This window comes from Salibaculum sp. (genome assembly GCF_035270045.1).
Lineage (GTDB): Bacteria > Pseudomonadota > Alphaproteobacteria > Rhodobacterales > Rhodobacteraceae > Salibaculum.
The window spans coordinates 1-25,859 of record NZ_DATFIP010000047.1; the positions used below are offsets into that span (position 1 = coordinate 1).

24 protein-coding genes, 1 tRNA gene and 1 riboswitch are annotated in these 25,859 nt (G+C 63.1%); of the genes, 15 read left to right on the top strand and 10 right to left on the bottom strand.

The features are described 5' to 3' along the window. Nucleotides 1-408: 408 nt before the first annotated feature. A complete protein-coding gene (locus tag VJ897_RS07220; RefSeq protein WP_324054603.1) occupies nucleotides 409-531 on the bottom strand; it encodes a hypothetical protein in 123 nt (40 codons plus the stop codon). Nucleotides 532-897: 366 nt separating this feature from the next. On the opposite strand from VJ897_RS07220, the gene VJ897_RS07225 reads away from it, so the two are divergent. From VJ897_RS07225 to VJ897_RS07245, 5 genes are read left to right on the top strand one after another with little or no spacing between them, the layout of a single operon-like run. Then, nucleotides 898-1,653 (top strand): glycosyltransferase family 2 protein, encoded by a 756-nt coding sequence (locus VJ897_RS07225; protein WP_324054605.1) that lies wholly within the window; start codon nucleotides 898-900, stop codon nucleotides 1,651-1,653. A 2-nt stretch (nucleotides 1,654-1,655) separates the two neighbouring features. Then, a complete protein-coding gene (gene gmd, locus VJ897_RS07230; protein ID WP_324054607.1) occupies nucleotides 1,656-2,777 on the top strand; it encodes a GDP-mannose 4,6-dehydratase in 1,122 nt (373 codons plus the stop codon). A 4-nt stretch (nucleotides 2,778-2,781) separates the two neighbouring features. After that, complete coding sequence (fcl, locus tag VJ897_RS07235) at nucleotides 2,782-3,753, top strand: GDP-L-fucose synthase (RefSeq protein ID WP_324054609.1); 972 nt, start codon at nucleotides 2,782-2,784, stop codon at nucleotides 3,751-3,753. A 26-nt stretch (nucleotides 3,754-3,779) separates the two neighbouring features. After that, nucleotides 3,780-5,228 carry a mannose-1-phosphate guanylyltransferase/mannose-6-phosphate isomerase gene (locus tag VJ897_RS07240; protein WP_324054611.1) on the top strand — a complete coding sequence of 483 codons (1,449 nt, stop codon included), beginning with the start codon at nucleotides 3,780-3,782 and terminating at the stop codon, nucleotides 5,226-5,228. Further along, nucleotides 5,225-6,589 carry a phosphohexomutase domain-containing protein gene (locus tag VJ897_RS07245; protein WP_324054613.1) on the top strand — a complete coding sequence of 455 codons (1,365 nt, stop codon included), beginning with the start codon at nucleotides 5,225-5,227 and terminating at the stop codon, nucleotides 6,587-6,589. Before VJ897_RS07240 ends, VJ897_RS07245 begins: the two co-directional genes overlap by 4 nt. 479 nt (nucleotides 6,590-7,068) lie before the next feature. Here VJ897_RS07245 and VJ897_RS07250 read toward each other — a convergent pair. Further along, a tRNA-Lys gene (locus tag VJ897_RS07250) sits at nucleotides 7,069-7,144 on the bottom strand. A gap of 97 nt (nucleotides 7,145-7,241) precedes the next feature. Between VJ897_RS07250 and dapF the strand changes: the two genes are divergently transcribed. The 7 genes from dapF to VJ897_RS07285 all read left to right on the top strand — a co-directional run bounded on the left by dapF (nucleotide 7,242) and on the right by VJ897_RS07285 (nucleotide 13,647). Then, a complete protein-coding gene (gene dapF, locus VJ897_RS07255) occupies nucleotides 7,242-8,057 on the top strand; it encodes a diaminopimelate epimerase (RefSeq protein ID WP_414706699.1) in 816 nt (271 codons plus the stop codon). After that, on the top strand, nucleotides 8,050-9,309 hold the full coding sequence (mtaB, locus tag VJ897_RS07260; protein WP_324054617.1) for a tRNA (N(6)-L-threonylcarbamoyladenosine(37)-C(2))-methylthiotransferase MtaB: 1,260 nt from the start codon (nucleotides 8,050-8,052) through the stop codon (nucleotides 9,307-9,309). Before dapF ends, mtaB begins: the two co-directional genes overlap by 8 nt. Beyond that, complete coding sequence (locus VJ897_RS07265) at nucleotides 9,306-9,932, top strand: glutathione S-transferase (RefSeq protein ID WP_324054619.1); 627 nt, start codon at nucleotides 9,306-9,308, stop codon at nucleotides 9,930-9,932. Before mtaB ends, VJ897_RS07265 begins: the two co-directional genes overlap by 4 nt. A gap of 138 nt (nucleotides 9,933-10,070) precedes the next feature. Next, nucleotides 10,071-10,442: a glutathione S-transferase N-terminal domain-containing protein gene (locus VJ897_RS07270; protein ID WP_324054620.1), complete on the top strand. Its 372-nt coding sequence runs from the start codon at nucleotides 10,071-10,073 to the stop codon at nucleotides 10,440-10,442. A 443-nt stretch (nucleotides 10,443-10,885) separates the two neighbouring features. Then, nucleotides 10,886-11,455 (top strand): ubiquinol-cytochrome c reductase iron-sulfur subunit, encoded by a 570-nt coding sequence (petA, locus tag VJ897_RS07275; protein ID WP_324054622.1) that lies wholly within the window; start codon nucleotides 10,886-10,888, stop codon nucleotides 11,453-11,455. Nucleotides 11,456-11,467: 12 nt separating this feature from the next. Continuing rightward, nucleotides 11,468-12,805, top strand: a complete 1,338-nt coding sequence (locus VJ897_RS07280; RefSeq protein WP_324054624.1) for a cytochrome b — start codon at nucleotides 11,468-11,470, stop codon at nucleotides 12,803-12,805. A gap of 17 nt (nucleotides 12,806-12,822) precedes the next feature. Beyond that, entirely contained in the window at nucleotides 12,823-13,647 is an 825-nt protein-coding gene (locus tag VJ897_RS07285; protein ID WP_324054625.1) for a cytochrome c1, read from the top strand. Nucleotides 13,648-13,696: 49 nt separating this feature from the next. Here the strand turns inward: VJ897_RS07285 and VJ897_RS07290 are convergent, their stop codons facing one another. The 3 genes from VJ897_RS07290 to thiB are packed head-to-tail and all read right to left on the bottom strand — an operon-like array spanning nucleotide 13,697 to nucleotide 16,831. After that, nucleotides 13,697-14,392 (bottom strand): thiamine ABC transporter ATP-binding protein, encoded by a 696-nt coding sequence (locus tag VJ897_RS07290; protein ID WP_324054627.1) that lies wholly within the window; start codon nucleotides 14,390-14,392, stop codon nucleotides 13,697-13,699. Then, complete coding sequence (locus tag VJ897_RS07295) at nucleotides 14,376-15,878, bottom strand: ABC transporter permease family protein (RefSeq protein WP_324054629.1); 1,503 nt, start codon at nucleotides 15,876-15,878, stop codon at nucleotides 14,376-14,378. The genes VJ897_RS07290 and VJ897_RS07295 overlap by 17 nt, the downstream gene beginning before the upstream one ends. Continuing rightward, nucleotides 15,854-16,831 (bottom strand): thiamine ABC transporter substrate binding subunit, encoded by a 978-nt coding sequence (gene thiB / locus VJ897_RS07300; protein ID WP_414706700.1) that lies wholly within the window; start codon nucleotides 16,829-16,831, stop codon nucleotides 15,854-15,856. Before thiB ends, VJ897_RS07295 begins: the two co-directional genes overlap by 25 nt. Before the next feature lie 38 nt (nucleotides 16,832-16,869). After that, a riboswitch (TPP riboswitch) is annotated at nucleotides 16,870-16,969 on the bottom strand. Nucleotides 16,970-17,045: 76 nt separating this feature from the next. Here thiB and aroC point away from each other — a divergent pair. Further along, the gene (aroC, locus tag VJ897_RS07305) at nucleotides 17,046-18,149 is read left to right on the top strand and encodes a chorismate synthase (RefSeq protein WP_324054633.1); all 1,104 of its coding nucleotides are present in this window, start codon (nucleotides 17,046-17,048) and stop codon (nucleotides 18,147-18,149) included. Here aroC and VJ897_RS07310 read toward each other — a convergent pair. The 3 genes from VJ897_RS07310 to VJ897_RS07320 form a co-directional block, all read right to left on the bottom strand. Then, nucleotides 18,146-19,036: a DMT family transporter gene (locus tag VJ897_RS07310; protein WP_324054779.1), complete on the bottom strand. Its 891-nt coding sequence runs from the start codon at nucleotides 19,034-19,036 to the stop codon at nucleotides 18,146-18,148. The two genes, aroC and VJ897_RS07310, sit on opposite strands and share 4 nt — an antisense overlap. A 141-nt stretch (nucleotides 19,037-19,177) precedes the next feature. Further along, complete coding sequence (locus tag VJ897_RS07315) at nucleotides 19,178-19,465, bottom strand: HU family DNA-binding protein (RefSeq protein WP_324054635.1); 288 nt, start codon at nucleotides 19,463-19,465, stop codon at nucleotides 19,178-19,180. A 130-nt stretch (nucleotides 19,466-19,595) separates the two neighbouring features. Next, on the bottom strand, nucleotides 19,596-21,074 hold the full coding sequence (locus VJ897_RS07320) for an AMP nucleosidase (protein ID WP_324054636.1): 1,479 nt from the start codon (nucleotides 21,072-21,074) through the stop codon (nucleotides 19,596-19,598). Between the two features lie 237 nt (nucleotides 21,075-21,311). Between VJ897_RS07320 and VJ897_RS07325 the strand changes: the two genes are divergently transcribed. Both VJ897_RS07325 and VJ897_RS07330 read left to right on the top strand, forming a co-directional pair. Beyond that, on the top strand, nucleotides 21,312-22,169 hold the full coding sequence (locus tag VJ897_RS07325; protein ID WP_324054637.1) for an SDR family oxidoreductase: 858 nt from the start codon (nucleotides 21,312-21,314) through the stop codon (nucleotides 22,167-22,169). A gap of 28 nt (nucleotides 22,170-22,197) precedes the next feature. Continuing rightward, the gene (locus VJ897_RS07330) at nucleotides 22,198-22,971 is read left to right on the top strand and encodes an ion transporter (protein WP_324054639.1); all 774 of its coding nucleotides are present in this window, start codon (nucleotides 22,198-22,200) and stop codon (nucleotides 22,969-22,971) included. A 116-nt stretch (nucleotides 22,972-23,087) separates the two neighbouring features. On the opposite strand, the gene dxs is transcribed toward VJ897_RS07330, so the two are convergent. Together dxs and VJ897_RS07340 are read right to left on the bottom strand one after the other, a co-directional pair. After that, nucleotides 23,088-25,001 (bottom strand): 1-deoxy-D-xylulose-5-phosphate synthase, encoded by a 1,914-nt coding sequence (gene dxs / locus VJ897_RS07335; RefSeq protein ID WP_324054641.1) that lies wholly within the window; start codon nucleotides 24,999-25,001, stop codon nucleotides 23,088-23,090. After that, on the bottom strand, nucleotides 25,001-25,858 hold the full coding sequence (locus VJ897_RS07340; RefSeq protein ID WP_414706701.1) for a polyprenyl synthetase family protein: 858 nt from the start codon (nucleotides 25,856-25,858) through the stop codon (nucleotides 25,001-25,003). The genes dxs and VJ897_RS07340 overlap by 1 nt, the downstream gene beginning before the upstream one ends. Between the last annotated feature and the right edge of the window lies 1 nt (nucleotide 25,859).

The window sequence follows — 25,859 nt, forward strand, 5'->3', positions numbered from 1 at the left end:
TTTGTCGCGGGACTTAAAAATCATAAGTACCAGATATTGAAAATTCTTAATTCGTCTAGATCTCTCTATTTAAGACGCCGTTCTACCCCAAAAGCCCGATAACGCCTCACCTCAAGTAGCGAAGCGGTAGGCTGGATAACGCCTCACCTCAAGTAGCGAAGCGGTAGGCTGGATAACGCCTCGCCTCAAGAAACACAGCGTCAGACGTGTTAATACCTCATCGACAAGGTGGTCTCTATATCGGACCACTCCTCATCTTTTGGACAGGCCCCGGCGTGACTTACGCTGCTCACTGCACCTGCTGATCGGGTTGGATGGTATCATTTCTCCGCCAACAGGACATCGCCGGTGGCTTGCCGCCCAAGGCCGAGTGAGGACGCCCATGGCTCTGGAAGATCACCAGCCTATTCACCCTATCTTGGCATGGAGCTTGTTGACCTGCTCCTCCTCAATCACCGGTGTTTTGCGGCTGCCGCCTCCGAACACGCCGGACGCACCCTCGACAAGCGCAGGTTTCCAGTGATGGATCATGGTCGGACGCACTCCGCACCCGCTGGTCGGCTCCGGCGCCGTTTCCTCGCCCTACAGGGCTTGCAACGCCATCTTCGCCTCGAACTCTGGCGCGTGTTTCTTGGGTTTCGGCATCTGTGATTCCCGCCTCCTCGAAGATCAGCAGACTGCAAAGCTCAGCCTGTGTCAGCGTCCGAATCTGGCGGTTGTTGGTTGAGGGGGAGCGCGGCTCCGTCTTTACCGTTCAACAGATCCGCAAATGAGACACCCTTTCTCTCTGAACGCCCGACCAACGGTATTGGGGGTTGCACCCAAGGCATTGATCTGATCCTGTTTTCATCCTAGCCGTGTTAAGCGTATCTTTGCTCGAAACCAGTACGGTGTTGTATGAAGTTTTCCATTGTAACGGCTGTCTTCAACAGCGCTGAGACAATCGCCGATACGGTCACAAGCGTCCAATCGCAGAACTATTCCAATATTGAACACATCATCCAGGATGGTGGGTCCAGCGATGGAACCCTGGATGTGATCCGAAGGCTGGACAGTCCGTTGACAAAGCTCGTCTCGCAACAGGATGCCGGAATCTACGATGCCATCAACAAGGGGATTTCCAGGGCGACAGGCGATGTTATAGGCCTCATGCACTCCGATGATTTCTTCGCCCACGACCGGGTCCTGGAACGCATCGCTGGTTTCTTCGACGGACAGGCGGTCGATGGCGTCTATGGTGATCTCGATTACGTGTCTGCATCAGATACCCGCAAAGTGAGACGGCATTGGCGTTCAGGACCATATCGCGCCTCACTCCTTTCGCGAGGATGGATGCCGCCGCATCCAACGCTCTATCTGCGGCGCGAAGTTTACGACCGGTGGGGTCTGTACGATACGAAATTCGATATCGCGGCGGATTATGATGCCATTCTCCGCTACCTTCACCGCGGCAATATACGGCTTGCCTATATTCCCGAGGTGCTGGTCAAAATGCGGACCGGCGGCGAAAGCAATCGGTCTCTCGCCCGCATTCTGCACAAGAGCCGGGAGGATTACCGGGCCATCCGTCGCAACGATATCGGCGGACTTGCCACCCTGACGATGAAAAACGCCAGCAAGCTGGTGCAGTTCGTTCAAAGAGAAAGATACTGATCATGACCAAACGCGCGCTCATTACCGGCGTTACCGGGCAGGACGGTTCGTATCTGGCGGAGCTCTTGCTGGAAAAGGGCTACGAAGTGCACGGCATCAAACGCCGCGCCTCGCTGTTCAACACAGACCGCATCGACCACATCTACCAGGATCCACATGCCAACCACCAGCGCCTCAAGCTGCACTACGGCGATTTGACCGACAGCTCCAACCTGACCCGCATCCTCAGCGAAGTGCGCCCTGACGAGGTCTACAACCTCGGGGCACAGAGCCACGTGGCCGTCAGTTTCGAGGCCCCGGAACACACCGCCGATGTCGACGCAATCGGCACGCTGCGGTTGCTCGAGGCGATCCGCTTCCTCGGGTTGGAAACGACGACACGGTTCTACCAGGCCTCGACCTCGGAGCTTTTCGGCCTCATTCAGGAGATGCCACAGAGCGAGACGACCCCCTTTCACCCCCGCTCGCCCTATGCGGCGGCCAAGCTCTACGCCTTCTGGACCTGCGTGAATTATCGCGAAGCCTATGGCATGTATGTCTGCAACGGAATCCTGTTCAATCACGAGAGCCCGCGACGAGGCAAGACGTTCGTGACGCGCAAGATCACGCGCGGCCTTGCCAACATCGCCCAGGGGCTGGAGAACTGCCTTTACATGGGCAATATCGACGCGCTGCGCGACTGGGGCCATGCAAAGGATTACGTGCGCATGCAATGGATGATGCTGCAACAGGACTTGGCGGAGGATTTCGTGATCGCCACGGGCAAGCAGTATTCGGTACGCGAGTTCATCATCTGGTCAGCGCGAGAGCTGGGCATCGAGCTGGAATTCTCCGGTGCGGGGCTCGAGGAAATCGCCACGGTCGCGTCGGTCGCGGGCGACAAGGCACCAGCGGTCAATCCCGGCGATGTGATTATGCGTATCGACCCGCGGTATTTCCGTCCCGCCGAGGTCGAAACGTTGCTTGGTGATCCATCAATGGCCAAGGAAAAGCTCGGCTGGGAACCCAAGATTACGGCACAGGAAATGTGTGCCGAAATGGTCGCTCACGATTTGCACACCGCTCGGCGGCATGCCTTGCTCAAGGAACATGGCATGGAATTGCCCGTATCATTGGAAGTATGAGCACATGACGAGGATATATGTGGCAGGCCATCGCGGCATGGTCGGTGGCGCCATCCTGCGCCAGCTGGAGGCGCGCTCTGCGGCCGGCGAGGACATCACCCCAGTTACCGCCACCCATTCCGAGCTGGACCTGACCCACCAGTCCGAAGTGCGCGATTTCATGGCCGACGAGCAACCAGACGTGGTCATCCTGGCGGCGGCCAAGGTGGGCGGCATTCATGCGAACAACACCTATCCGGCGGATTTCATCTACGAAAACCTGATGATCGAATGCAACGTGATCCACCAGGCCTACGCCGCGGGTGTGCAGCGTCTGCTGCAACTCGGATCGAGCTGCATCTATCCCAAGGCGGCGGCGCAGCCGATGGCCGAGGATGCGCTTCTGACAGGACCTTTGGAGCCGACGAACGAGCCCTACGCCATCGCCAAGATTGCGGGCATCAAACTGTGCGAAAGCTACAACCGGCAGCACGGGACCGATTACCGGTCGGTCATGCCCACCAATCTTTATGGGCCCGGCGACAATTTCCACCCGGAGAATTCCCATGTGCTCCCCGCGCTCATCCGCCGCTTTCACGAGGCGCGCCAACACGGGCGCGCGCAGGTCGTGCTATGGGGTAGCGGCACGCCAAGGCGTGAGTTCCTGCATGTCGATGACATGGCCAATGCGTCGCTGTTCATCATGGACCTCGACAAGGCCACGTATGACGCCAACACCAACCCCATGCTCAGTCATATCAACGTGGGCACCGGAGAGGATATCACCATTCTGGAGTTGGCAAGGATGGTGGCGCGGGTCACCGGTTACGACGGGCACATCACCACCGACCCGTCAAAGCCCGACGGGACGCTGCGCAAGCTCATGGATGTCGACCGCCTTGCTGACATGGGCTGGCGGGCCTCCATCGATCTGGAAGAGGGGATCGCGCAAACCTACCGCTGGTTTCTGGACCATCGGCACGGTTTGCGCGGCTGAACAAAATTCAAGGATAAGGTGAATCATTGACACAGGATATTCACCCGCTCTTGCTTTGCGGTGGTTCAGGCACGCGGCTGTGGCCGCTGTCGCGCAAGAGTTATCCCAAACAGTTCACCAAGTTGACCGGCGCGGCAAGCCTGTTCCAGGCCTCTGCCAAGCGTCTTTCCGACGCGGGCTTTGCCGCGCCCGTGGTAATCACGGGCGCGGACTACCGCTTTGTGGTAACTGAGCAGCTTGCTGGCGTCGAGATCGTCGCAGCCGCGACGCTTATCGAGCCGGCGGGCCGCAATACCGCGCCCGCGATCCTCGCCGCGGCGATGGAGTTACATGCCCGTGCACCGGGTGCGCTGATGCTGGTCGCACCGTCCGATCACGTGATCCCGGACGCATCAAGGTTCCGTGACGCGGTTCGTGCCGCCGTTCCGGCGGCTGAGGCGGGGCAGCTCGTCACATTTGGCATTCGGCCCGATCGAGCTGAGACGGCCTATGGTTGGCTGGCCTTAAGCGAACGGTCCGACGACACCTTCACACCGGTGCCGCAAGCGCTCAAAGGCTTTGTCGAAAAGCCCGATAAGGCCGCGGCGCAAGAGATGCTCAACGGCGGGATGCACCTGTGGAACGCGGGTATTTTCCTGTTCTCAACCGACACCATTCTGTCCGCTTTCGAAAGCTATCAGCCCGAAATTCACGCCAATGTCGCAAGGGCTTTCGAGGGATCGCAGCGTGATCTGCACTTCCTGCGCCTTGATCCAGAGGCGTGGGAGGCCTGCGACGACATCTCGGTCGATTACGCGGTGATGGAACAGGCCGCCAACCTGACCGTGGTGCCCTATGGCGGCGCCTGGTCCGATCTTGGAGGCTGGGACGCGGTCTGGCGCGAGGCCGACCCTGATGAACAGGGCGTCGTGACGGCGGGTCCCGCAACCGCCATCGACTGCACCCGCAGCCTCCTGCGCGCCGAGGACGGGCAACAGGCTCTGGTGGGCATCGGGCTTGAGGATATGATTGCCGTGGCGATGCCCGATGCCGTTCTGGTGGCCCACAAGGATCGGGCACAGGATGTAAAGCAGGCTGTCGCGGCCTTGAAAGCGCAGGGCGCGTCTCAGGCTGAGACGCTTCCACGCGACTTTCGCCCCTGGGGGTGGTTTGAAAGCCTCGTCGTTGGAGGGCGCTTCCAGGTCAAGCGCATCCATGTCCATCCCGGCGCGGCGCTGTCCCTGCAAAGCCATCACCATCGAGCCGAGCATTGGACCGTCGTCGAGGGGACCGCGAGGGTCACGATTGACGACGAGGTCAAATTGGTCGCTGAAAACCAGTCTGTCTATATTCCGCTCGGCGCGATGCACCGCATGGAAAATCCCGGCAAGGTACCGATGGTCCTCATAGAAGTGCAGACCGGATCGTATCTGGGGGAGGATGACATCATTCGCTATGACGATGTTTATGCACGGGGTCAGGGGCCAAAGGGATGAGCCTATCCTGTTTCAAAGCCTATGATATCCGCGGGCGGCTTGGCACCGAACTGAATACGGATATCGCTTATCGTATCGGACGTGGCTTTGCCCGCACCTTGGGCGCCGGGCGTTTTGTATTAGGACGCGATTGTCGTGAGACCTCGGAAGACCTAGCCCGGGCTGTGTCGCAAGCCCTGAGGGACGAAGGGAGCGAGGTTTTGGATTTGGGACTGTCCGGCACCGAGGAGATGTATTTCGCCACCACGCATTTCGGGGCGAATGGCGGCATTTGCGTGACCGCCTCGCATAACCCCATGGACTGGAATGGCATGAAAATGGTCCGCGCAGGATCGGCGCCTCTTGACGCACAGACAGGGCTGTACTGCATTCGCACACTGGCTGAAGAGGACAATTTTGGCGCTGTGAAAGCCGGTGGACGTTTGCGGGATGTCGCGGAGGAGGCGCGGGCGGCCTACGTCGAGCGGGTCCTGTCATTTGTCGAGCTTGGATCGCTCAGGCCCCTTCATATCCTCGTCAATGCCGGGAACGGCGCAGCGGGACCCACATTTGACGCGATTGATGCGGAACTGACTGCACGTGGGGCACCTTTGCGTTTCACGCGTATGCACCACCGCCCCGATGGCCGTTTCCCCAATGGGATTCCCAATCCGCTCTTGAAGGAGAACCAGCCTGAAACATCCAAAGCTGTCCGCGCAGCAGGCGCCGATCTCGGGGTAGCTTGGGATGGCGACTTTGATCGCTGCTTCTTCTTCGATCATACCGGCGCCTTCATTGATGGGGAGTACGCTGTCGGGCTTCTGGCCGACGCCTTTCTCGCAAAGGATCCAGGCGCCACGATCATCCATGACCCGCGCATTATCTGGAATACGCAGGATATCGTGGCAAACGCGGGTGGCCGCTCTGTGCAGGCCCCCACCGGGCATGCGTTCATAAAGCAGGCCATGCGGGACGAAGATGCCGTTTACGGTGGCGAGATGTCGGCGCATCACTATTTCCGGGATTTCGTCTATTGCGATAGCGGCATGGTTCCCTTGCTCTTGATAGCTGAGCTGGTTAGCCGAAATGGCACACTGCGCGATCTGGTGGCCGCGCGACGGGCCGCTTTCCCGTCGTCCGGCGAGATCAATTTTACGCTGACGCACCCAGGAAAAGCGATTGCGCGGGTGCATGCCGAATTTGCGCCCAAGGCAAGGGCCATCGACGATACCGACGGGCTTGGGTTTGACCTTGGCGTCTGGAGGTTCAATCTGCGCAGTTCCAATACTGAGCCTGTCGTTCGACTGAATGTTGAAGCGCGCGGTGATGTAGCGAAAGTCGCGGAGGGTGTCGCACTGGTGCGATCGTTGCTGTCGGGTTAACGCGATCCGTCACTTTGTTCTCACCGAACGAGTCGATTATCGCCTTGGGCTTTATGCCGCTTTGTATCCGTTCAGGCCTTAGTCGAAGACGATGGCTGATCACACTCTAAAACGGTCCATCACGACCAAGCCCCGTGACAATCCAGCCACCGCCGGCACATCGTTCACGATCTGCCGAGTCATGCAAACCGGTCAACCCGCAGGGACCCGTTCCTTTAGGTGCACATGGCTGAACAGTGCCCCGCTGGCCGCGTCGGTTCCGCGCTCCGTCACCTCCATTCATGACCGGAGAAGGGGGAATCATGTTCTAAGATCCCTGTCGAAGCGGCGTCTTTGAGCAGCTTTCTCAAGGATGCCGGATCTGTCGCTGCAAAAGTCAGAGCACTTTAGCCGCGTGATTTGTGCGGCCCAGCTGCGGCCCAGACGTCGTCAGAGGGAAAACGACACGTCTGGTGATGCGCCTAAGTACTTGAAAATAGTGGTGAGCCGTGCAGGATTCGAACCTGCGACCCACTGATTAAAAGTCAGTTGCTCTACCAACTGAGCTAACGGCCCACTAGGCGGCGTCTTTAGAAAGAGCATGGGCGGGGGTCAACCCCGGAATCGATTCAATCTCTGGATTCGGGTCACGGCCTCTACTATACGCCCGCGCATGGGTGCGACGGATCGAAAATCATTGGCCTTCATGAAAATGCATGGGCTGGGCAACGACTTTGTCGTCATCGACGCACGTGCGGGCGATCCGTGGCCATCAGAGGCAACGGTCAAGGCCATGGCCGACAGGCACAGGGGCGTCGGGTTCGACCAACTCGCCGTGATCTCGGCGGCGGACGGTGTGGACGCCCACCTGACCTTCTACAATGCCGACGGCTCGCGCTCGGCGGCCTGCGGCAACGCCAGCCGCTGCATAGCACGTCACCTCATGGAAGAGAGCGGGAAGGTCGCACTGACACTGGCCACCGACCGAGGGCACCTGGCCGCGCGGGACGCCGGTCATGGCAATACATCCGTTAACATGGGCCCGGCCCTGACCAACTGGGAGCAGGTGCCGCTAGCGCGAGAGATGGACACGCTGGAATTGCCCGTCGCAGGGGCCCCGACCGCCACCGGCATGGGCAACCCGCACTGTACCTTTTTCGTGACGGATGCCGAGGCCGTGGACCTTGCTGCCCGCGGCCCCGAGATCGAGCATCACCCGTTGTTTCCAGAGCGAACCAATGTGCAGTTCGCCCATGTGATGGGGCCGGATCATTTGCGAATGCGGGTCTGGGAACGCGGCACCGGGATCACCCTGGCCTCGGGGTCGTCCTCTTGTGCAACCGCGGTCGCCGCGCATCGGCGCGGCCTGGTGGGCCGGGACGTGTCCATCGAGTTGGACGGTGGCACGATCCGCATTCACATCGGCACGGACGGCGTCTGGATGACCGGGCCCACGGCGCATGTGTTCGACGGGGTCTGGCATGGCTGAGACCCCGCATTTCACCACGCTCGGCTGTCGCCTCAATGCCTATGAAACAGAGGCGATGCGCGACCTGACCCGGCAGGCCGGGCTGGAAGATGCCATGGTGGTGAACACCTGTGCCGTCACCGCCGAGGCCGTGCGCAAGGCCAAGAAAGAAATCCGCCGCCTGCACCGCGACAATCCCGTGGCCCCGCTGATCGTGACCGGCTGCGCGGCCCAGACCGAGCCCGAAACCTTCGCCGCCATGCCCGAGGTCAGCCGCGTCATCGGCAATACCGAAAAGATGCAACCCGAGACCTGGGCCGCCTTGGCCCCTGACCTGATCGGAGAGACGGAAAAGGTGCAGGTCAACGACATCATGTCGGTGACGGAAACCGCGGGCCACCTTATCGACGGGTTCGGGACGCGCAGCCGCGCTTATGTTCAGGTGCAAAACGGCTGCGACCACCGCTGCACCTTTTGCATCATCCCCTATGGCCGGGGCAATTCGCGCTCGGTGCCGGCGGGCGTGGTTGTAGAGCAGATCACGCGACTGGTCGACAAGGGCTTCAACGAGGTCGTGCTGACCGGCGTGGACTTGACCAGCTGGGGCTCTGACCTGCCCGCCAGCCCGCGACTGGGCGACCTGGTCATGCGCATCCTGAAGATGGTGCCGGACCTGCCGCGTCTGCGGATCTCGTCCATCGACTCGATCGAGGCGGACACGGCGCTGATGCAGGCCATCGCCGACGAACCGCGCCTGATGCCGCATTTGCACCTGTCGCTGCAGCATGGCGACGACCTGATCCTGAAGCGGATGAAACGCCGCCACCTGCGCGACGATGCCATCGCCTTTTGCGAAGAGGCCCGCCGACTGCGCCCGGACATGACCTTCGGAGCCGACATCATCGCCGGCTTTCCGACCGAGACCGAGGCGCAGTTCGACAATTCCCTGAAGTTGGTCACGGACTGCGGCCTGACCTGGCTGCATGTCTTTCCCTATTCCAAGCGCTCGGGCACCCCGGCGGCGCGGATACCCGACCAGGTGGCAGGCCCTGTGATCCGCGACCGTGCGGCGCGGCTGCGGGCGGCCGGAGCCGAGCGCGTTCAGGCCCACTTGGCAGAACAGGTCGGTCGGACGCATTCCGTGTTGCTTGAAAGCGCCCGGATGGGCCGGACCGCGCAGTTCGCCGAGGTCGCCTTTCAAACAGATCAGCCCGAGGGGGGCATGGTCACCACCCGGATCACTGGCACCGCGGGTGATCGGCTGGTGGCATGACACCAATCCTCTGGTCCTTTCGCCGATGCCCCTATGCCATGCGCGCCCGGCTGGCACTGGCGAGTGCCGGGCAAGGGGTCGCATTGCGCGAGGTGGTCCTGCGCGACAAGCCGCGGGCGTTCCTCGATACCTCGCCCACGGCGACCGTGCCATGCCTGAGCGGCCCGGACGGGGTGATCGACGAAAGTCTCGACATCATGCTCTGGGCGCTTGGGCGTCACGACCCCGAGTCGCTCTTGGACATGCCGGAAAATGGCTTTGCCCTGATCGAGACCTGCGACGGCCCCTTCAAGGCGGCGCTGGACCGCTACAAGTACGCCAGCCGTTTCGACGACGCCGACCCGAATGCCGAGCGCACCCTCGCGGGGGCCTTCCTCGCCCGGCTTGACGATCAATTGACAGATCGGCCATGGCTGTTCGGAACAGCGCCACGGCTGGCCGACCTGGCCGTCCTGCCTTTTGTCCGCCAGTTCGCCCATGTTGACCCGGGCTGGTTCAAGGCTCAGCCGTGGCCGAACGCTATCCGTTGGCTTCAGGCCTTCAAGGTCTCGGACCGGTTCGAGAGCATCATGGCCAAGTATCCCAGGTGGCATCCCGGCGATCCCGAGGTTCCCTTTCCTTGAGGCGCATGTCCCTTTCCCGGCGTCCGAGAGGCTGGCGCGCATGATTCGAAAAGCCACACCACGACGCGCTTGATGGACACCCCGGACGGCGCCCAGGGTGCCGACACCATTGCGAAAGGCCGGCTTGTGCGGTTTATCATGTCCCCGCCATCCCCCTACGCCCGCAAGGTTCGCATATTGATCCGCGCGGCGGGCCTTCAGGACGCGATCACCGAGCACGAGGTCACCGCGACGCCGCTTCAAAGCGGTCCGCAGGCCCTCGCGGCCAACCCTCTGGGCCGAATTCCGGCGCGGATCCGGACCAAGGGTCCGGCGCTTCACGACAGCCGAGTGATCTGCCGCTATATCGACAGCCTCTCCGATGTCGCCCTCTACCCCGAGGCCCACCGGTGGGAGGTGCTGACACTCGGGGCGACCGCCGGGGGAATCCTCGGCAGCGCCGTGTCCATGACCTGCGAGTTCCGCCTGCGCGGTGACGGGGCCTGGGACGACTGGATCGAGGCGCAATGAGCTAAGATCGACCGCGCGCTTGACGCGCTAGAGGCACGCTGGATGAGCCACCTTGCCGGCCCCGTGACCATGGGTCAGATTGCCACCGGCTGCGCGCTGGGCTATCTAACCCTGCGGTAGCCCGAGCGTGACTGGCGCGCCGGGCGCGCCGCCCTGGCCGAGTGGGAGAGGCGATTCTCGACACGCCCGGCCATGCGCGCCACTGCCACGGACTAAACCCGAACCTAGGCCCGCAAGGGGAACCTGCCATTGCCATCGCGACAATTTGGCCCTCTGGACGGCTGCGCCAAACGCCGCATCTGTGCTGTGCGACCGATTGGAAACTGGACTGCACCGGTTTGTGCCGCTAGAAGCGGCGCGAATGGCGCCTGTCTAGGGCACCCCATCGTATACGAGTGGCCCGGTTTCATGACCGTGCCTGAAGAAAATCGGAGATGAACACCGTGTCAAACGCAGAAGACCACCAAGGAACGCGCCGCGACTTCATCTATTATGCGACCGCCGGTGCCGGCGCCGTCGTGACCGGCGCCGCCGTTTGGCCGCTGGTCGACCAGATGAATCCCTCGGCAGACGTTTTGGCCCTGGCCTCGATCCGGGTCGATGTCAGCACCATCTCGGCGGGCAGCCAGCTGACCGTGCTGTGGCAGGGCAAGCCGGTGTTCGTGCGCCGCCGCACCGAGGAAGAGATCGCATTGGCCCGCAGTCAGGACGAAGCCCTGTCTTCGATGCCCGACCAGATGGCCCGCAACGCCAATCTGGGCAGCCCGGCCGAGGCGCTGGACGAGAACCGCACCCTGGACGAGAACGGCGAATGGCTGGTTCAGATGGGCGTCTGCACCCACTTGGGGTGCGTGCCGCTGGGCAACAGCGCCGGTGACTTCGAGGGCTGGTTCTGCCCCTGCCATGGCTCGCACTACGATGCCTCGGGCCGTATCCGCCGCGGCCCCGCCCCGGAGAACCTTCCGATCCCCGTCGCATCCTTCGTCGACGACGCCACCATTCAGCTGGGTTAAGGAGAGCCGAAGATGTCCGGAATCCCCCACGATCACTACGAACCGAAGTCCGGCGGCGCCAAGTGGCTTGAAAGCCGCTTGCCGATCATCGGGCTGCTGCACGACACACTCATGATCCCCACGCCCAAGAATCTGAACTGGATGTGGATCTGGGGGATCGTCCTGGCATTCTGCCTGGTCATGCAGATCGTCACCGGCGTTGTGCTGGTCATGCACTACACGCCGCACGTGGACATGGCCTTTGCCTCGGTCGAGCATATCATGCGCGACGTGAATGGTGGTCACATGATCCGCTACTTCCACATGAACGGCGCCTCGCTGTTCTTTGTGGCCGTCTACGCCCACATTTTTCGCGGCCTCTACTACGGTTCCTACAAGGCCCCGCGCGAGGTCACCTGGATCATCGGCATGCTGATCTACCTGATGATGATGGGTACCGCCTTCATGGGCTACGTCCTGCCCTGGGGACAGATGTCGTTCCACGGCACCGCCGTGATCACCGGCCTCTTCGGGGCCATTCCCTTTGTCGGGGAAAGCATCCAGACGTGGCTGCTCGGCGCGTCCTCGGTGGGTCAGCCGGCGCTGAACCGTTTCTTCTCGCTGCACTACCTGCTGCCCTTCGTGATCGCCGGGCTGGTTATCGTGCACATCTGGGCCTTCCATTCGACCGGCAACAACAACCCCACCGGGGTCGAGGTGCGCCGCACCTCGAAAGCCGAAGCCGAGAAGGACACCCTGCCGTTCTGGCCCTATTTCGTCATCAAGGACCTCTTCGCGCTGGCCGTAATCCTGGCCGTGTTCGTCGCGATCGTCGGCTTCATGCCGAACTACCTGGGCCACCCCGACAACTACGTTGAGGCCAACCCGCTGGTGACACCCTCGCACATCGTGCCGGAATGGTATTTCCTGCCCTTCTACGCGATCCTTCGTGCCTTCGACGACAGCGTCTGGGTCGTCCAGTTCACGAGCTGGATCTCCTTCGGGATCATCGACGCCAAGTTCTTCGGCGTGCTGGCAATGTTCGGCGCGATCATCGTGATGGCCCTGGCCCCCTGGCTGGACACCTCCTCGGTTCGTTCGGGCCGCTATCGCCCCATGTTCAAGTGGTGGTTCGCCCTGCTGGTCGTGGACTTCATCGTCCTGATGTGGGCGGGGGCCATGCCCGCCGAGGGTATCTACCCGATCATCGCCCTGATCGGCTCGGCCTATTGGTTCGCCTACTTCCTGATCATCCTGCCGCTGCTTGGCGTGATCGAGAAGCCGGAAACCCCGCCCGCCACGATCGAGGACGATTTCAACGCGCACTATGGCAACCAGGCCGCCGATGGCTCGGCGACCCCGGCCGAGTGAGAAAGGACCGCAAGACAATGATCCGCACACTCACCCTCACCGCAGCCGTCGCCCTCGGGCTGGCCAGTGGCGCCAGCGCCGCGGGGGCCGACGACACGCATATCACCGACTATTCCTTCTCTTACGAAGGACCGTTCGGGGCGTTCGACCAGTTCCAGCTGCAGCGCGGCCTTCAGGTCTACACCGAGGTTTGCGCGGCCTGTCACGGTCTGAAATACGTCAACTTCCGCAACCTCAGCGACGAGGGCGGTCCGCAGATGCCGGAAGATCAGATGCGCGCCTACGCGGAACAGTTCTTCATGAGCGACTATGACTCGCCCGAGAACTTTGACCTGATCGACCCGGATACCGGCGACCAGAAAACCCTGACCCCGGCCGACCACTTCCCGGCCAACAACACCCAGGGTGCGCCCGACCTGTCGCTGATGGCCAAGGCGCGCGCCGGGTTCCATGGCCCCTACGGCACCGGACTGTCGCAGCTTTTCAACGGCATGGGCGGCGGTGAATACATCGCGTCGCTTCTGACCGGCTACACCGGCGAGACCAAGGACGAGGCGGGCACCCTTCTCTACGAGAACGAGGCGTTCTCAAGCGGCTACATCAACATGGCGCCGCCGCTCTATGACGATGGTGTCGTCTACGCCGACGGGACAGAGGCCACGATCGAACAGCAAGCCATGGACGTTTCTGCTTTCCTGATGTGGACGGCCGAGCCCAAGATGATGGCGCGCAAGCAGGCTGGCCTGACCGGCGTCATCTTCCTGACCGTCCTCGCGGTTCTGCTCTACATGACGAACAAGAGACTCTGGGCGCCGCATAAGAAGACAGCGCGCAAAGACTGAGGTCTGCCACACGTCATTCCAAAGGCCCGCCCGAACCGGCGGGCCTTTTCTATTTGCCCAAGTAGGCCCGCAGCGGCCCGGAGGGGGCGTCCAGCACGTCGGTCACCGGGCGCGGCGGAGACATCGTGCCGTCGATGACCACGCAAATCGCATCTGCTTGCGCAGCATCCACGGGGTCATGGCTGACAAACAGCACCGTGCGCCCCGCTCCGCCAAGAACCTCGCGGCAAAGGGCCAACATCTCTTGCCGCTGGCCGGGGCCAAGCGCCGAGAACGGCTCATCCAGCATTACGAGGGGCTTGTTCTGCAATAGCACACGCGCCAGCGCGGCGCGGCTCTGCTGGCCACCCGACAGCGTGCCCGGCATCCGCGCACCCATACCACTCAGCCCGACCCGCGACAGAGCCTCTTCGGCACGCCGGGTGTCGTCCTTCGACGGTCGTGCGCGGGTCGTCAGCGCCAGCGCCACGTTTCGCGCCACGTTCAGATGTGGAAACAGGTTGTTGTCCTGAAACAGGGTTGCGACAGGTCTGTCCCCCGGCGGCAGGTGGTCGATCCGCGCATCGCCCCAACGGATCGCGCCCGATGCGAGGGGCACGAACCCGGCCACGGCATTCAAAACGGTCGACTTGCCGGCACCCGAGGGGCCCAGAAGGGCAATGAAGCCGCCCGTACCGACCTTCAGATCGGCGCAGAGCTCGAACCCATCAAGGGCGATGTTCACATGTTCAAGTTCCAGCGCCAACGCGGCCTCCTCTGTCAAACAGCCAGAACACGCCCAGGCTCAACGCAACGAGCAGGACCGCAGCGCCCGCCGCTGCCTCGGTCTGGTAGGCGGCCATCAAGCGAAACATGGCCAGCGGCAGGGTTTCCTGCCCACCCGAAGCGAATAAGGTGATCACTCCCAGATCGCCCATGGACAGCGCCGCCGCAAGCCCGGCGGCAAAGCCGAGCGGGCGCCGGATACGTGGCAGGATCAGCAATCGCATCCGCGCCCACCCCTTCAAGGCCAATCCGTCCGCCAGGCGCCCGAATTGCGCCTCGGCATCGTCCCGCGCCGCTGACAGTATCCGCACCGCGAAAGGCAGGGCGAAAAGCGCGTTCATCAGCGCCGTGACCGGCAGCGCCACACTGGAGGGCCGCAGCATCGGAAAGACCACGATAAACAGGCCCGTGCCCAGCACGAGTGCCGTCAGCGACAGAGGCAGGGTCGCCACGATCCGTGGCCAGGTGCGGCCATGGGTCACGATGGCAATGGCCAGCCCCATGCACAACGTCATCGACGCCAGCGCCACGAGGACCGACCGACCCGCCGCCGCATACACAGAAACAGGCATTCGTTCCAATCCCGTCAGTCCCGATTGCAGGATTGCCAGCAGAGGCAGGAGCAGGAACATTGCCGCAAGTCCCAGCACCGCGGCATCCCGAACGGTCGAGCCGTCCCAGCGGTCGACCGTCCGGTCCAGTCCCGCGCCCAGCGCGTCGGGGACATCGGTCAGCAACAGGGCCGCCATGGCCAACACGCAGATTCCCAGTTGCACGAGGGCCAGCGTCGCCGCACCGCCTAGGTCGAAATCGAACCTCACCGCCTGGTAAATCGCCAGTTCCAGCGTCGTGGCACGGGGTCCACCCCCAAGGATCAGCGCCACCGCGAAACTGGTGGTGCAGACAAGAAAGACGACGGCAAGGACGCCCGGCACCGTGCGCCGCAGCATGGACTTTTCCAGCAGCCGCCCCACCGGCTGTCCCAGTTGCGCCGCGACGCGGAACCGCTCCGCCGGGATGGCAAGCCAGCCATGCAGCAACATGCGCACCGCCAGAGGCAAGTTGAAAAAGACGTGGGCCAGGATTACGCCTTGCGGCCCGTAAATGGTCATCGGGGGCAGACCCAACACTCCGATGACCGTATTGACCAGGCCAGACCGGCCGAATATCGCCAACAAACCCATGACGGCGACGATTACCGGCAAGACGAATGGCGCACCAAGAAGCGTGATCAACGCGGACCGCCCCCGGAACCGCCGCCGCGCCAGCGCGCGGGCCACGGGAATGGCCAGCCCCACGCTCAGCGCCGCCGAGACCAGCGCCTGCCAGACGGTGAAGCGGAACGCCGCCCAGTCGGCGGCGTTCAGCCCGGCGATCCCCCCGGCTGTCCAGATCACGGCCCCGATCGGGACCGCGATCAGCGACAGCACGAAAAGCGCCGCTATTGAGCCAGGGCGGCGCGCCATTCCTCAAGCGCCGCGTCACGTTTCGCGGCCGCCTCTTCCGGGGACAACAAAAGGGCCCGGGCGGGTTCGATCAGGGTCTCGAAGCCATCGGGCAGGCCGCCCTCGGGCACCACTGCCGGATACATCCAGTTGGTCGTCGGAATAGCCGACTGGAATTCCTCGGCGAGCATGAAGGCCAGAAACCGATCGGCCAGGTCAGGGACATCGGTGCCAGCAACCTTGCCGGCCACCTCGACCTGCATGTAATGGCCTTCTTCGAAGGCCCAGGCCACCTTGCTCTCGTCCTCTTCGGCAATCAGGTGGTAAGCGGGCGACGTCGTGTAGGACAGCACCGCGTCGGACTCGCCTTCAAGGAACAGGCCATAGGCTTCCGACCAGCCCGGCGTGACCGTCAGGATGTTGTCGGAAAGATCCTGCCACAGCGTGCCGGCCTCCTCGCCATAGGCGGTCTTGATCCACATCAGCAGACCAAGCCCCGGTGTGGACGAGCGCGGGTCCTGGATCACGATCGAAAGGTCACTGTCGGCAAGTTCGCGCAACGAGTCCGGCGCCGGATCCCCGGCATTGCCGACAAAGGCGAAATAGCCCCAGTCAAAGGGCAGGAAGTGATCGTCGGTCCAATCCACCGGAAGGTCCAGGTCGGGCGAGATTCCGTGTTTCGCGAACAGCCCGGTTTCACGCGCCGCCGCCGTCAGGTTGGTGTCCAGGCCCAGCACGATATCGGCCTCGGTGCGCGGACCTTCGAGTTGCAAGCGCGACAGCAGCGCGGCACCGTCGCCGGCGCCCTCGAAGCGCAGGTCGCAATCGCAGGTCTCTTCAAAGGCAGCCTCGACCACGGGGCCGGGACCCCATTCGGTGACGAAGCTGTCATATGTGTAGACTGTCAACACGTTGTCCTGTGCCACGGCGCTCGTGGCCAGAAGTCCTGCGATGACGGAAAAGGTGATCTTCATTTGCATCCTCCATACCGCCGGACGGACGTCGGGGATTGAGGATCGCTCAACACCTTCCCTCCGCCGGTCTTAACCGGTTCAGGTTCAACGGGTTCGCGTGACGCATCTCAGCCCGTGCGGGCACCCCGAGGTGGGCCAGAACGTAGGCCGTACCGATGGGCTTGGCAAGGGCCGCACTGCCCGCTAGACGGAACATAGCAAGGGAGCGCACGAAATGAGCCTGAACACCTACGGTCATCTTTTCCGCGTCACCACGTGGGGCGAAAGCCACGGCCCGGCCTTGGGCGCCACCGTGGATGGCTGCCCGCCGGGTGTGCCGCTGACCGCGCCCATGATCCAACACTGGCTGGACCGGCGGCGTCCCGGTCAAAACAAGATGACCACCCAGCGCAATGAACCCGACGCGGTGGAAATCCTGTCCGGCGTGTTCGAGGACACCACGACCGGCACCCCGATCCAGTTGATGATCCGAAACACAGACCAGCGGTCCAGGGACTATGGCGAGATTTCCCGCACCTTCCGCCCCGGTCATGCGGACATCACCTATCACCAGAAATACGGGTTGCGGGACTATCGCGGCGGGGGGCGCAGCTCGGCCCGGGAAACCGCGGCCCGGGTGGCCGCCGGGGGCGTCGCCCGCGAGGCAATCAAGCAGCTGGCACCCGCCGTGCAGATCAAGGGATGCATGGTCCAGATGGGCGAAATGACCATCGACCGAAGCCGCTTCGACTGGGATTCCATAGACGGCAACGACTTCTGGTGTCCCGACCCGCAGGCGGTGCCCGAGTGGACCGAATACCTCAACTGGCTGCGCAAGGACGATCACAACTCGGTCGGGGCCATGATCGAGATCACCGCCCGTGGCGTGCCCGCCGGAATCGGCGCGCCAGTATATGCCAAGCTGGACGCCGACCTGGCCGCCGCGATGATGAGCATCAATGCCGTCAAGGGCGTCGAGATTGGCGAGGGCCTGGCCGCGGCGGGGCTGACCGGGCGCGACAACGCCGACGAGATATTCATGGGGCCGGATGGTCCGGAGTATTCGAGCAACCACGCGGGCGGCATTCTTGGCGGGATCAGCACCGGGCAAGACATCGTGATGCGTTTTGCCGTGAAACCGACAAGTTCGATCCTGTCGCCGCGCCGGTCAATCCGCACCGATGGAAGCCCTACGGAGGTTGTCACCAAGGGCCGTCACGACCCCTGCGTCGGTATCCGCGCCGTGCCCGTGGGCGAGGCGATGATGGCCGCCATCATACTCGACCACATTCTTCTGAATCGTGGCCAGACCGGCGGTCTACTTGGGCGGATCGGCTAGGCCGGCTGTTCGGCCGGTACCGTCGGTTTTTGCTTGGAAAGCTGCACCACGAGAATCCCGACGGTGATGATCGCAACTCCGATCACATCGCCCCAGCCCATCGGCTCACCCAGCAACGCCCAAGCGGTCAGCACACCGAAGAAGGGCGTCAGGAAGTGAAACACCGCGGCGCGCACTGCGCCGATGCGGTTGACCAACACGAACCAGACCAGCGTCGCCATCAACCCCGGCACGATCACGGTGTAACTGAAAGCCAGGCCGAGTTGCCATGTCCAGGTGACCCTGAAAGTCTCAAGCGACAGCGCCGCGACCGAGAGCAATGCGCTGCCGACAAGCATCTGAATTCCGACAATCATCAGGAGGTTCCCACTCGAAGAGGCCCTGCGCACCGACATCGTCGCGACGGTCAACGAGAGAACGGCGACGGCACACAGCGCGATCCCGTATAGATCCGCCCCGCCCTGCAAACGCTTTCCCATGATGATCGCCACGCCGACAATCCCCGCGAACAGCCCTGCGATGCCGATGGACGGCAGCTTTTCCCCGAAAACGGCCCAGCCCGCGATGGCCACGACAAGCGGCATTGTGGAGGCGATGATCGCCGCGAGCGAGGCCTCGACCGTCTGCATGGCCACGAAGTTGAGCCCGAGGTAGAGCGCGTTCTGGCAAATGCCAAAAATGATCGTGGCAATCCACTGGCGTCGGGTCAGGCGCCAGCTCTGGCCCAACATCCGCGCCAGCACCACGCCGATCAGCCCCGAGATCAGGAACCGGATCGCCAGCGCATGCAGGGGCGCGACATATTGGACGATAACCCGTGCCGACGTGAAGGCCGAGGACCACATCACAACAAATGCCAGGCCCAGCGCAATGGCCCTGATATCCACCTCGGTCTTCATGGCTTCGGGGTGTCCTTGCCGTTGTGCCGCCGGGACCTGACCACGAACCGTCGATATTGGAAAGGGTTGTCCATGAACGAAAAAGGGTCACCCGCAAAGGCGACCCTTTTCCGCCGATCCCATCAGGGATCAGGAATTCACGCTGTCCTTGAGCGCCTTGGCGATGGTCATCTTGACCACCTTGTCGGCGTCCTTCTTGATCTGCTCACCGGTGGCCGGGTTGCGGACCATGCGCTCGGGGCGTTCGCGGCAGTAGATCTTGCCTACACCGGGAAGGGTCACGGCACCGCCGCCCGAAACCTCGCGGGTGATGACATCGGTCATCGCATCAAGGGCCGCGCCAGCGGATTTCTTGTCGGTGCCCATTTCCTCGGCCAGTGCTGCGACCAGCTGGGTCTTGGTCAGGGGTTTTGCCATGTGTCGTCTCCTCGCTCTGCCCGATTGATAGGGCTTTTCTACCGATATTAAACGGCATCTTGTGTGTACCCACAACGGTTAGTGTAAATCCGAGCACAAAAAAACCCTATTTTGTTGGCATTTTTGTCGATCAGAGGAAAGCTGTCTCCTCGAATGACCGCAGTTTTCGGCTGTGGATACGCTCCAGCGGCATTTCGCGGAGATGTTCCATCGCGCGGATGCCGATCATCAGGTGACGTGCCACCTGTGTCTTGTAGAAATCACTGGCCATTCCGGGCAGCTTGAGTTCCCCGTGCAGCGGCTTGTCGCTGACGCAAAGAAGAGTGCCATAGGGCACCCGGAACCGGAACCCGTTCGCCGCGATTGTCGCGCTTTCCATGTCCAGCGCAATGGCGCGGGACTGTGACAACCGCTGCACCGGGCCAGTATGCTCGCGCAGCTCCCAGTTGCGATTGTCGAGCGAGGCGACCGTGCCCGTCCGCATCAGCCGCTTGAGCTCGTACCCCTCCAGCGCGGTTTCGCCGGCCACGGCGGTTTCCAACGCGATCTGTATTTCGGCCAGCGCCGGGATCGGCACCCAGACCGGCAGATCGTCGTCCAGCACCTTGTCTTCGCGCAGATAGCCGTGGGCCAGGACGAAGTCTCCCAACCGCTGGGAATTACGCAGTCCGGCGCAATGCCCCACCATCAGCCAGGCATGCGGGCGCAGCACGGCGATGTGGTCGGTTGCAGTCTTTGCGTTGGATGGTCCCACCCCGATGTTGACCAGCGTTATCCCCGCATTGCCCGGCCGTTTCAGATGATAGGTGGGCATCTGCGGGAGCTTTTCAGGTAACGACAGCGGCGCAAGCGGATCGCTGATCTCGTCGCAACCGGGCGCGACGAAACCGGTGTAGCCGCTTTCGGGATCGGCCAGCATGGCGCGGGCAAAGGCCTCGAACTCCTGCACGTAGAACTGGTAGTTCGTGAACAGCACATGGTTCTGGAAATGCTCTGGCGCGGTGGCCGTATAATGCTGCAACCGGGCCAGTGAATAATCGATGCGCGGGGCAGTGAAGGGGGCCAGCGGGGCCGAGCCGTCCTCGTGCCGAAATCCGATCCCGTTGACGATGTCATCATGCATCTGGGCCAGGTCCGGCACGTCGAAGACATCGCGCAGGGCATAACGGATCGCTCCATCCTGAGGCACCGTGATCTCTCCGCGAACCGCGAAATGCACCGGCATCGCCGTGTCCGAGACCCCCACGGTCACCGGCTGGTCATGGTTCTGGATCAACAGGTCGATCTGCTGGGTCAGATAGCCATCGAAGAGATCTGGCCGAGTGATGGTCGTGGAATAGGTGCCCGGCTCGGCCACGTGACCAAAGCTCAGGCGGGTGTCGTTTTGCGCGAAGGTCGTGGTGGTGAACCGCAGCTCGGGATAGAAGGCGCGGAAGCGGGTGTCGGGCCTCTGGCCTACCACGTTGTCCTGAAACGACCGCGTGAGGAAATCCACGGCGATATCGTAGATTTCGCGCAATCGCGCCACGGCGCTGGCCGCATCGGAGAAGCTCTCTGGCCCCGGGACCTCGGGGGACCGGACAGGCAGGTCTGCATCGGACGGGATCATCGCGCCTCTCCCCTCTGGCGTATATCAAAAAGCACCGCCTGCGCCCTGCGGGTGCGGTGCATGTCGGTTATCGGCTCTGCCGACCGCAACCCTGACACCACATTGCCGCTGGCCGCAAGTCGTTGATCCGGGCTTTTCGCCTTCCCGCGTGGCACTCTGGGTCCAGGGCGGCTCGCGCGGGCCTGGAAAGCGGACAATCCTCTTGCCAGCCGGGCACACCTGCCCCAACTAGGGATCATGACGCGGCTCATCTCCTTCGGACACGGCTATTCGGCCCGCGCACTTGCGCGGCGGCTTCTGCCCCAAGGCTGGGATATCGCGGGCACCACCAGAAACCCGGACAAGACGGAAGACCTGCGCGCAGACGGTGTCACTCCGCTGCCCTGGGACCGCACCGCGATCGAGGCCGCGCTTGACGGGACAACCCACCTGTTGATTTCGGCAGGTCCGACCGAGGCTGGCGACCCGACGCTGGCGCTGATGGGCGCGGCGCTACGCGACCGGGCCGACCAGTTCACTTGGGTCGGCTACCTATCGACCACCGGCGTCTACGGCGACCACGGCGGCGCCTGGGTGGACGAGGACACCGCCCTGACCCCGGGTACCGAGCGGGGCGCGCGCCGCGTCGCAGCAGAGGCCGCCTGGGCCGACCAAGGCCTGCCCGTGCACACCTTCCGCCTGGCGGGCATATACGGGCCCGGGCGCGGCCCCTTCGAAAAGGTCCGCCAAGGGACCGCCCGCCGCATCATCAAGCCTGGCCAGGTCTTTTCGCGTATCCACGTGGACGATATCGCACAGGTGCTCGAAGCCTCGATCACCCGGCCCGACCCCGGCGCGGTCTACAATGTCTGCGACGACGATCCGGCCCCACCGCAGGACGTTCTGTCCTTCGCCGCCCGGCTCCTGGGCCGCCCCGAGCCGCCCGCGGTGAATTTCGAGGACACCGATATGGCGCCAATGGCCCGCAGTTTTTACGCGGAGTCGAAGAAGGTCCGGAATAACCGCATCAAGACAGAACTTGGCGTGACGCTGCGCCACCCCGATTACCGCAGCGGCTTGCGCGCCCTGCTCGCCGCAGAGGCCCTCGCCGATTGACAGAAACCCCATTTCAAGACCGCGTATCATGACCTTCAGAAACAGAACCGCCATATTCATGGACAGACCGCTGGTGCGCAACGTCATCATCGGCGTGATCATCTTCAACGCGATCATCCTGGGACTGGAGACCTCGGACGTCGTGATGGGCCGATGGGGCCCGCTGATCTATGCGCTCGACACGGCCTGTCTTGTCATCTTCGTGATCGAGATCGGGGCCAAGCTCTTCGCCCATCGCCTTCGCTTCTTCGCATCGGGGTGGAACATTTTCGACTTCACCATCGTGGCCATTGCCCTGGTGCCTGCCGGACAAACCCTGTCAGTGCTGCGCGCGCTGCGCATCCTGCGGGTGCTGCGTGTCGTTTCCGCCGCCCCGCGCCTGCGCCGGGTGGTCGAGGGTTTCGTCACGGCGCTGCCAGGCATGGGCAGCGTGTTCCTGCTGATGGCGATGATCTTCTACATTGGCGCGGTCATCTCGACCAAGCTCTTTGGCGATGCTTTCCCCGACTGGTTCGGCACGCTCGGGCTTTCAGCTTACACGCTGTTCCAGATCATGACCCTGGAAAGCTGGTCCATGGGTATTGTCCGCCCGGTCATGGAGGTTTATCCTCAGGCTTGGGTTTTCTTTGTGCCCTTCATCCTGCTGACGACCTTTGCCGTGGTGAACCTGCTGGTGGGTCTCATCGTCAACTCAATGCAGGACGCCCACCACGAGGAAGCCGACGCCGCCACCGACAGCTACCGCGACGAGGTACTCAAACGGCTAGATGCAATCGAGCGGCGGCTGAACGACCGGCGCTGACAACACGCTCTTGATCCCGACAGATACACCCGCCCAGCGACCCCGTGGCACAGAACCCGTCGTGGTGACCGGCAGATGTCCCCGGCGAACCTGCGCGGCGGCGCCGCACAACGGGATCACGCCCGCTTGCCCATGACGCCGATGCCAAGAACATCAAGCACCTTCGCTTCGATATGCTCGGCGTTCATGCCGGCCACCTCGTACATGTCGCGTGGGCTGGCCTGGTCGATGAAGATGTCCGGCAACACCATGGAGCGGTATTTCAACCCCCGGTCGAAGACACCTTCCTCGGCGAGAAACTGCGCGACATGGCTGCCAAAGCCGCCTACAGCGCCTTCTTCTATCGTGATCAGCGCGTCGTGATCCTCGGCCAGTTTCAGGATCATGTCCCGGTCCAGCGGCTTGGCGAAACGGGCATCGGCGACAGTGGGCGTGATCCCCTTGCCACCCAGTGCCTCGCAGGCCTTTTCGACTTCGGCCAGCCGCGTTCCGAAGGACAGGATGGCGACGCCCTGCCCCGCCTGAATGATGCGGCCCTTGCCGATTTCCAATGGCGCGGCATCGGAGGGGATTTCGACCCCCACCCCCTCGCCGCGTGGAAAGCGAAAGGCGATGGGGCCCTCGTCATGTGCAGCCGCCGTGGCCACCATACGCACCAGCTCGGCCTCGTCGGCGGCCGCCATCACCGTGAACCCCGGCAGCGCTGCCAGGTAACCGATATCGAATGATCCTGCATGGGTCGCCCCGTCGGCCCCGACCAGACCGGCCCGGTCGATGGCGAAACGCACCGGCAGCCGCTGGATGGCCACGTCATGCACCACCTGGTCATAGCCGCGCTGCAGGAAGGTCGAGTAGATCGCGCAGAAGGGCTTCATACCGCCGGCAGCCAGCGCCGCGCAGAACGTCACGGCATGCTGTTCGGCAATTCCCACGTCAAAACAGCGGCTGGCGTACCGGTCCATGAAGCGGGCAAGCCCGGTCCCGTCGGGCATCGCAGCTGTGACCGCGACGATCCTGTCATCCGCGTCGGCCTGCTTGATCAGCGCCTCGGAAAAGACAGAGGTATAGCTGGGCGCATTGGACGGTGCCTTCTTCTGCTCACCTGTCACCATGTCGAACTTGGCAGTGGCATGGCCACGGTCCGTGGCGCTTTCGGCGGGGGCATAGCCCTTGCCCTTTTGCGTGATGGCATGAATCAGGATCGGCCCGGTCGCCCGCGCATGGACCGTGCGCAGCACGGCAAGAACCTGGTCAAGGTCATGGCCGTCGATCGGCCCAACGTAGGAAAAGCCCAGCGACTCGAACAGCGTCCCGCCCACGGCCATGTGCTTGAGCACGTCCTTGGCCCGGCGCGCGCCCTCCTGCAGGGGCGGCGGCAGGAAGGAAACCGCCCCCTTGGCCGCCGCCTTGAGGTCCTGGAACGGCGCCCCGGCGTAAAGCTGCGACAGATAGGCGGACATCGCGCCCACCGGCGGGGCGATAGACATCTCGTTGTCGTTCAGGACCACGATCAGCCGCTTGCCCAGGTGCCCGGCGTTGTTCATCGCCTCGAAGGCCATGCCAGCGCTCATCGCGCCATCCCCGATCACGGCGATGGCGTCGCCTCCCTCGCCGCCCAGGTCCCGCGCCACCGAAAACCCCAGAGCCGCGCTGATAGAGGTGCTGGAATGGGCCGCGCCAAAAGGGTCATAGGGGCTTTCGGATCGCTTGGTGAACCCGGACAGACCGCCCTTCTGCCGCAGGGTCCGGATACGGTCGCGCCTGCCAGTCAGGATCTTGTGCGGATAGGTCTGGTGGCTGACATCCCAGACGATCTTATCCGTCGGTGTGTCAAAGACCGAATGCAGCGCCACGGTCAGTTCCACTACACCCAGTCCCGCGCCAAGGTGCCCACCGGTCTCGCTGACCGCAGAGATCGTCTCGCGCCGCAATTCGTCGGCCAGTTGCCGCAGTTGCGCATCCGAGAACCCCTTCAAGTCCGCCGGGATTCGCACCTGGTCCAACAGTGGGGTGTCGGTTAGCTGGCTCATCATTTCTTCCGCGCAATCACGTAGCGGGCCAAATCCCGCATCATCTCCGCGTCTTCACCATAAACAGCTAGGGCATCGCAAGCCTCTGTCACGAGATCGCACGCGCGTCGCTTGGCCTCGTCCAGCCCCAGCAGCGACACGAACGTTGCCTTTCCCGCCCCGTCGTCCTTGCCGATGGCCTTGCCCAGGGTAGCGATATCGCCCTCGACATCCAGCACATCGTCCCAGATCTGGAAGGCCCGGCCGAGCGCATCGCCAAAGCACTCCAACGGCTTGGCATCCGCCCCTGAGAGCACCGCACCCGCGGTCGCCGACCAGAGGATCAACGCACCGGTCTTGCCCGCTTGCAGGGCCTCCACCTGGGTCAGGGCCGGCGGTCCCGCGGCACTTTCGGCGGCGATGTCCATCGCCTGGCCGCCCACCATGCCGCGCACCCCGGCCGCGCGGGCCAGGCCGCGGCTCAGGGCCAGCACATTGACCGCATCCCCGTCCGCCTGTGATACCAGCTCGAAGCCGAGCGATTGTAGGGCATCGCCCACCAGCACCGCCGTGACCTCGTCCCACTTCACATGGACCGTCGGCTGCCCACGCCTCAGGGCGTCGTTGTCCATGCAGGGCATATCGTCATGGACCAGCGAATAGCCATGAATGCACTCGATCGCCGCGGCGGGCGCGATGGCATCGCCGATCCCGTGCAAGCGCGCACTCTCTGCGACGAGGAAGGCGCGCAGCCCCTTGCCGCCGCGCACGGCATACAGCATCGCCCGCGCAACCGGCAGATCCACACCGGCAAGCTCCGCTGAAATCCGCGCCTCGGCCGCGAAACGAGCGCGCTCGACCGCCGCCTGCAACGCCAAG

What these genes read in the sequence shown, in the direction of transcription:
- dxs (WP_324054641.1), bottom strand. Translation starts at nt 25,001, where the DNA reads ATGAGCCAGCTAACCGACACCCCACTGTTGGACCAGGTGCGAATCCCG.
- aroC (WP_324054633.1), top strand. Translation starts at nt 17,046, where the DNA reads ATGAGCCTGAACACCTACGGTCATCTTTTCCGCGTCACCACGTGGGGC.
- mtaB (WP_324054617.1), top strand. Translation starts at nt 8,050, where the DNA reads ATGGCTGAGACCCCGCATTTCACCACGCTCGGCTGTCGCCTCAATGCC.
- VJ897_RS07325 (WP_324054637.1), top strand. Translation starts at nt 21,312, where the DNA reads ATGACGCGGCTCATCTCCTTCGGACACGGCTATTCGGCCCGCGCACTT.
- VJ897_RS07225 (WP_324054605.1), top strand. Translation starts at nt 898, where the DNA reads ATGAAGTTTTCCATTGTAACGGCTGTCTTCAACAGCGCTGAGACAATC.
- VJ897_RS07265 (WP_324054619.1), top strand. Translation starts at nt 9,306, where the DNA reads ATGACACCAATCCTCTGGTCCTTTCGCCGATGCCCCTATGCCATGCGC.
- VJ897_RS07220 (WP_324054603.1), bottom strand. Translation starts at nt 531, where the DNA reads ATGATCCATCACTGGAAACCTGCGCTTGTCGAGGGTGCGTCCGGCGTG.
- VJ897_RS07295 (WP_324054629.1), bottom strand. Translation starts at nt 15,878, where the DNA reads ATGGCGCGCCGCCCTGGCTCAATAGCGGCGCTTTTCGTGCTGTCGCTG.
- fcl (WP_324054609.1), top strand. Translation starts at nt 2,782, where the DNA reads ATGACGAGGATATATGTGGCAGGCCATCGCGGCATGGTCGGTGGCGCC.
- gmd (WP_324054607.1), top strand. Translation starts at nt 1,656, where the DNA reads ATGACCAAACGCGCGCTCATTACCGGCGTTACCGGGCAGGACGGTTCG.
- VJ897_RS07285 (WP_324054625.1), top strand. Translation starts at nt 12,823, where the DNA reads ATGATCCGCACACTCACCCTCACCGCAGCCGTCGCCCTCGGGCTGGCC.
- VJ897_RS07245 (WP_324054613.1), top strand. Translation starts at nt 5,225, where the DNA reads ATGAGCCTATCCTGTTTCAAAGCCTATGATATCCGCGGGCGGCTTGGC.
- VJ897_RS07320 (WP_324054636.1), bottom strand. Translation starts at nt 21,074, where the DNA reads ATGATCCCGTCCGATGCAGACCTGCCTGTCCGGTCCCCCGAGGTCCCG.
- VJ897_RS07280 (WP_324054624.1), top strand. Translation starts at nt 11,468, where the DNA reads ATGTCCGGAATCCCCCACGATCACTACGAACCGAAGTCCGGCGGCGCC.
- dapF (WP_414706699.1), top strand. Translation starts at nt 7,242, where the DNA reads ATGGGTGCGACGGATCGAAAATCATTGGCCTTCATGAAAATGCATGGG.
- VJ897_RS07330 (WP_324054639.1), top strand. Translation starts at nt 22,198, where the DNA reads ATGACCTTCAGAAACAGAACCGCCATATTCATGGACAGACCGCTGGTG.
- VJ897_RS07315 (WP_324054635.1), bottom strand. Translation starts at nt 19,465, where the DNA reads ATGGCAAAACCCCTGACCAAGACCCAGCTGGTCGCAGCACTGGCCGAG.
- VJ897_RS07270 (WP_324054620.1), top strand. Translation starts at nt 10,071, where the DNA reads ATGTCCCCGCCATCCCCCTACGCCCGCAAGGTTCGCATATTGATCCGC.
- thiB (WP_414706700.1), bottom strand. Translation starts at nt 16,831, where the DNA reads ATGAAGATCACCTTTTCCGTCATCGCAGGACTTCTGGCCACGAGCGCC.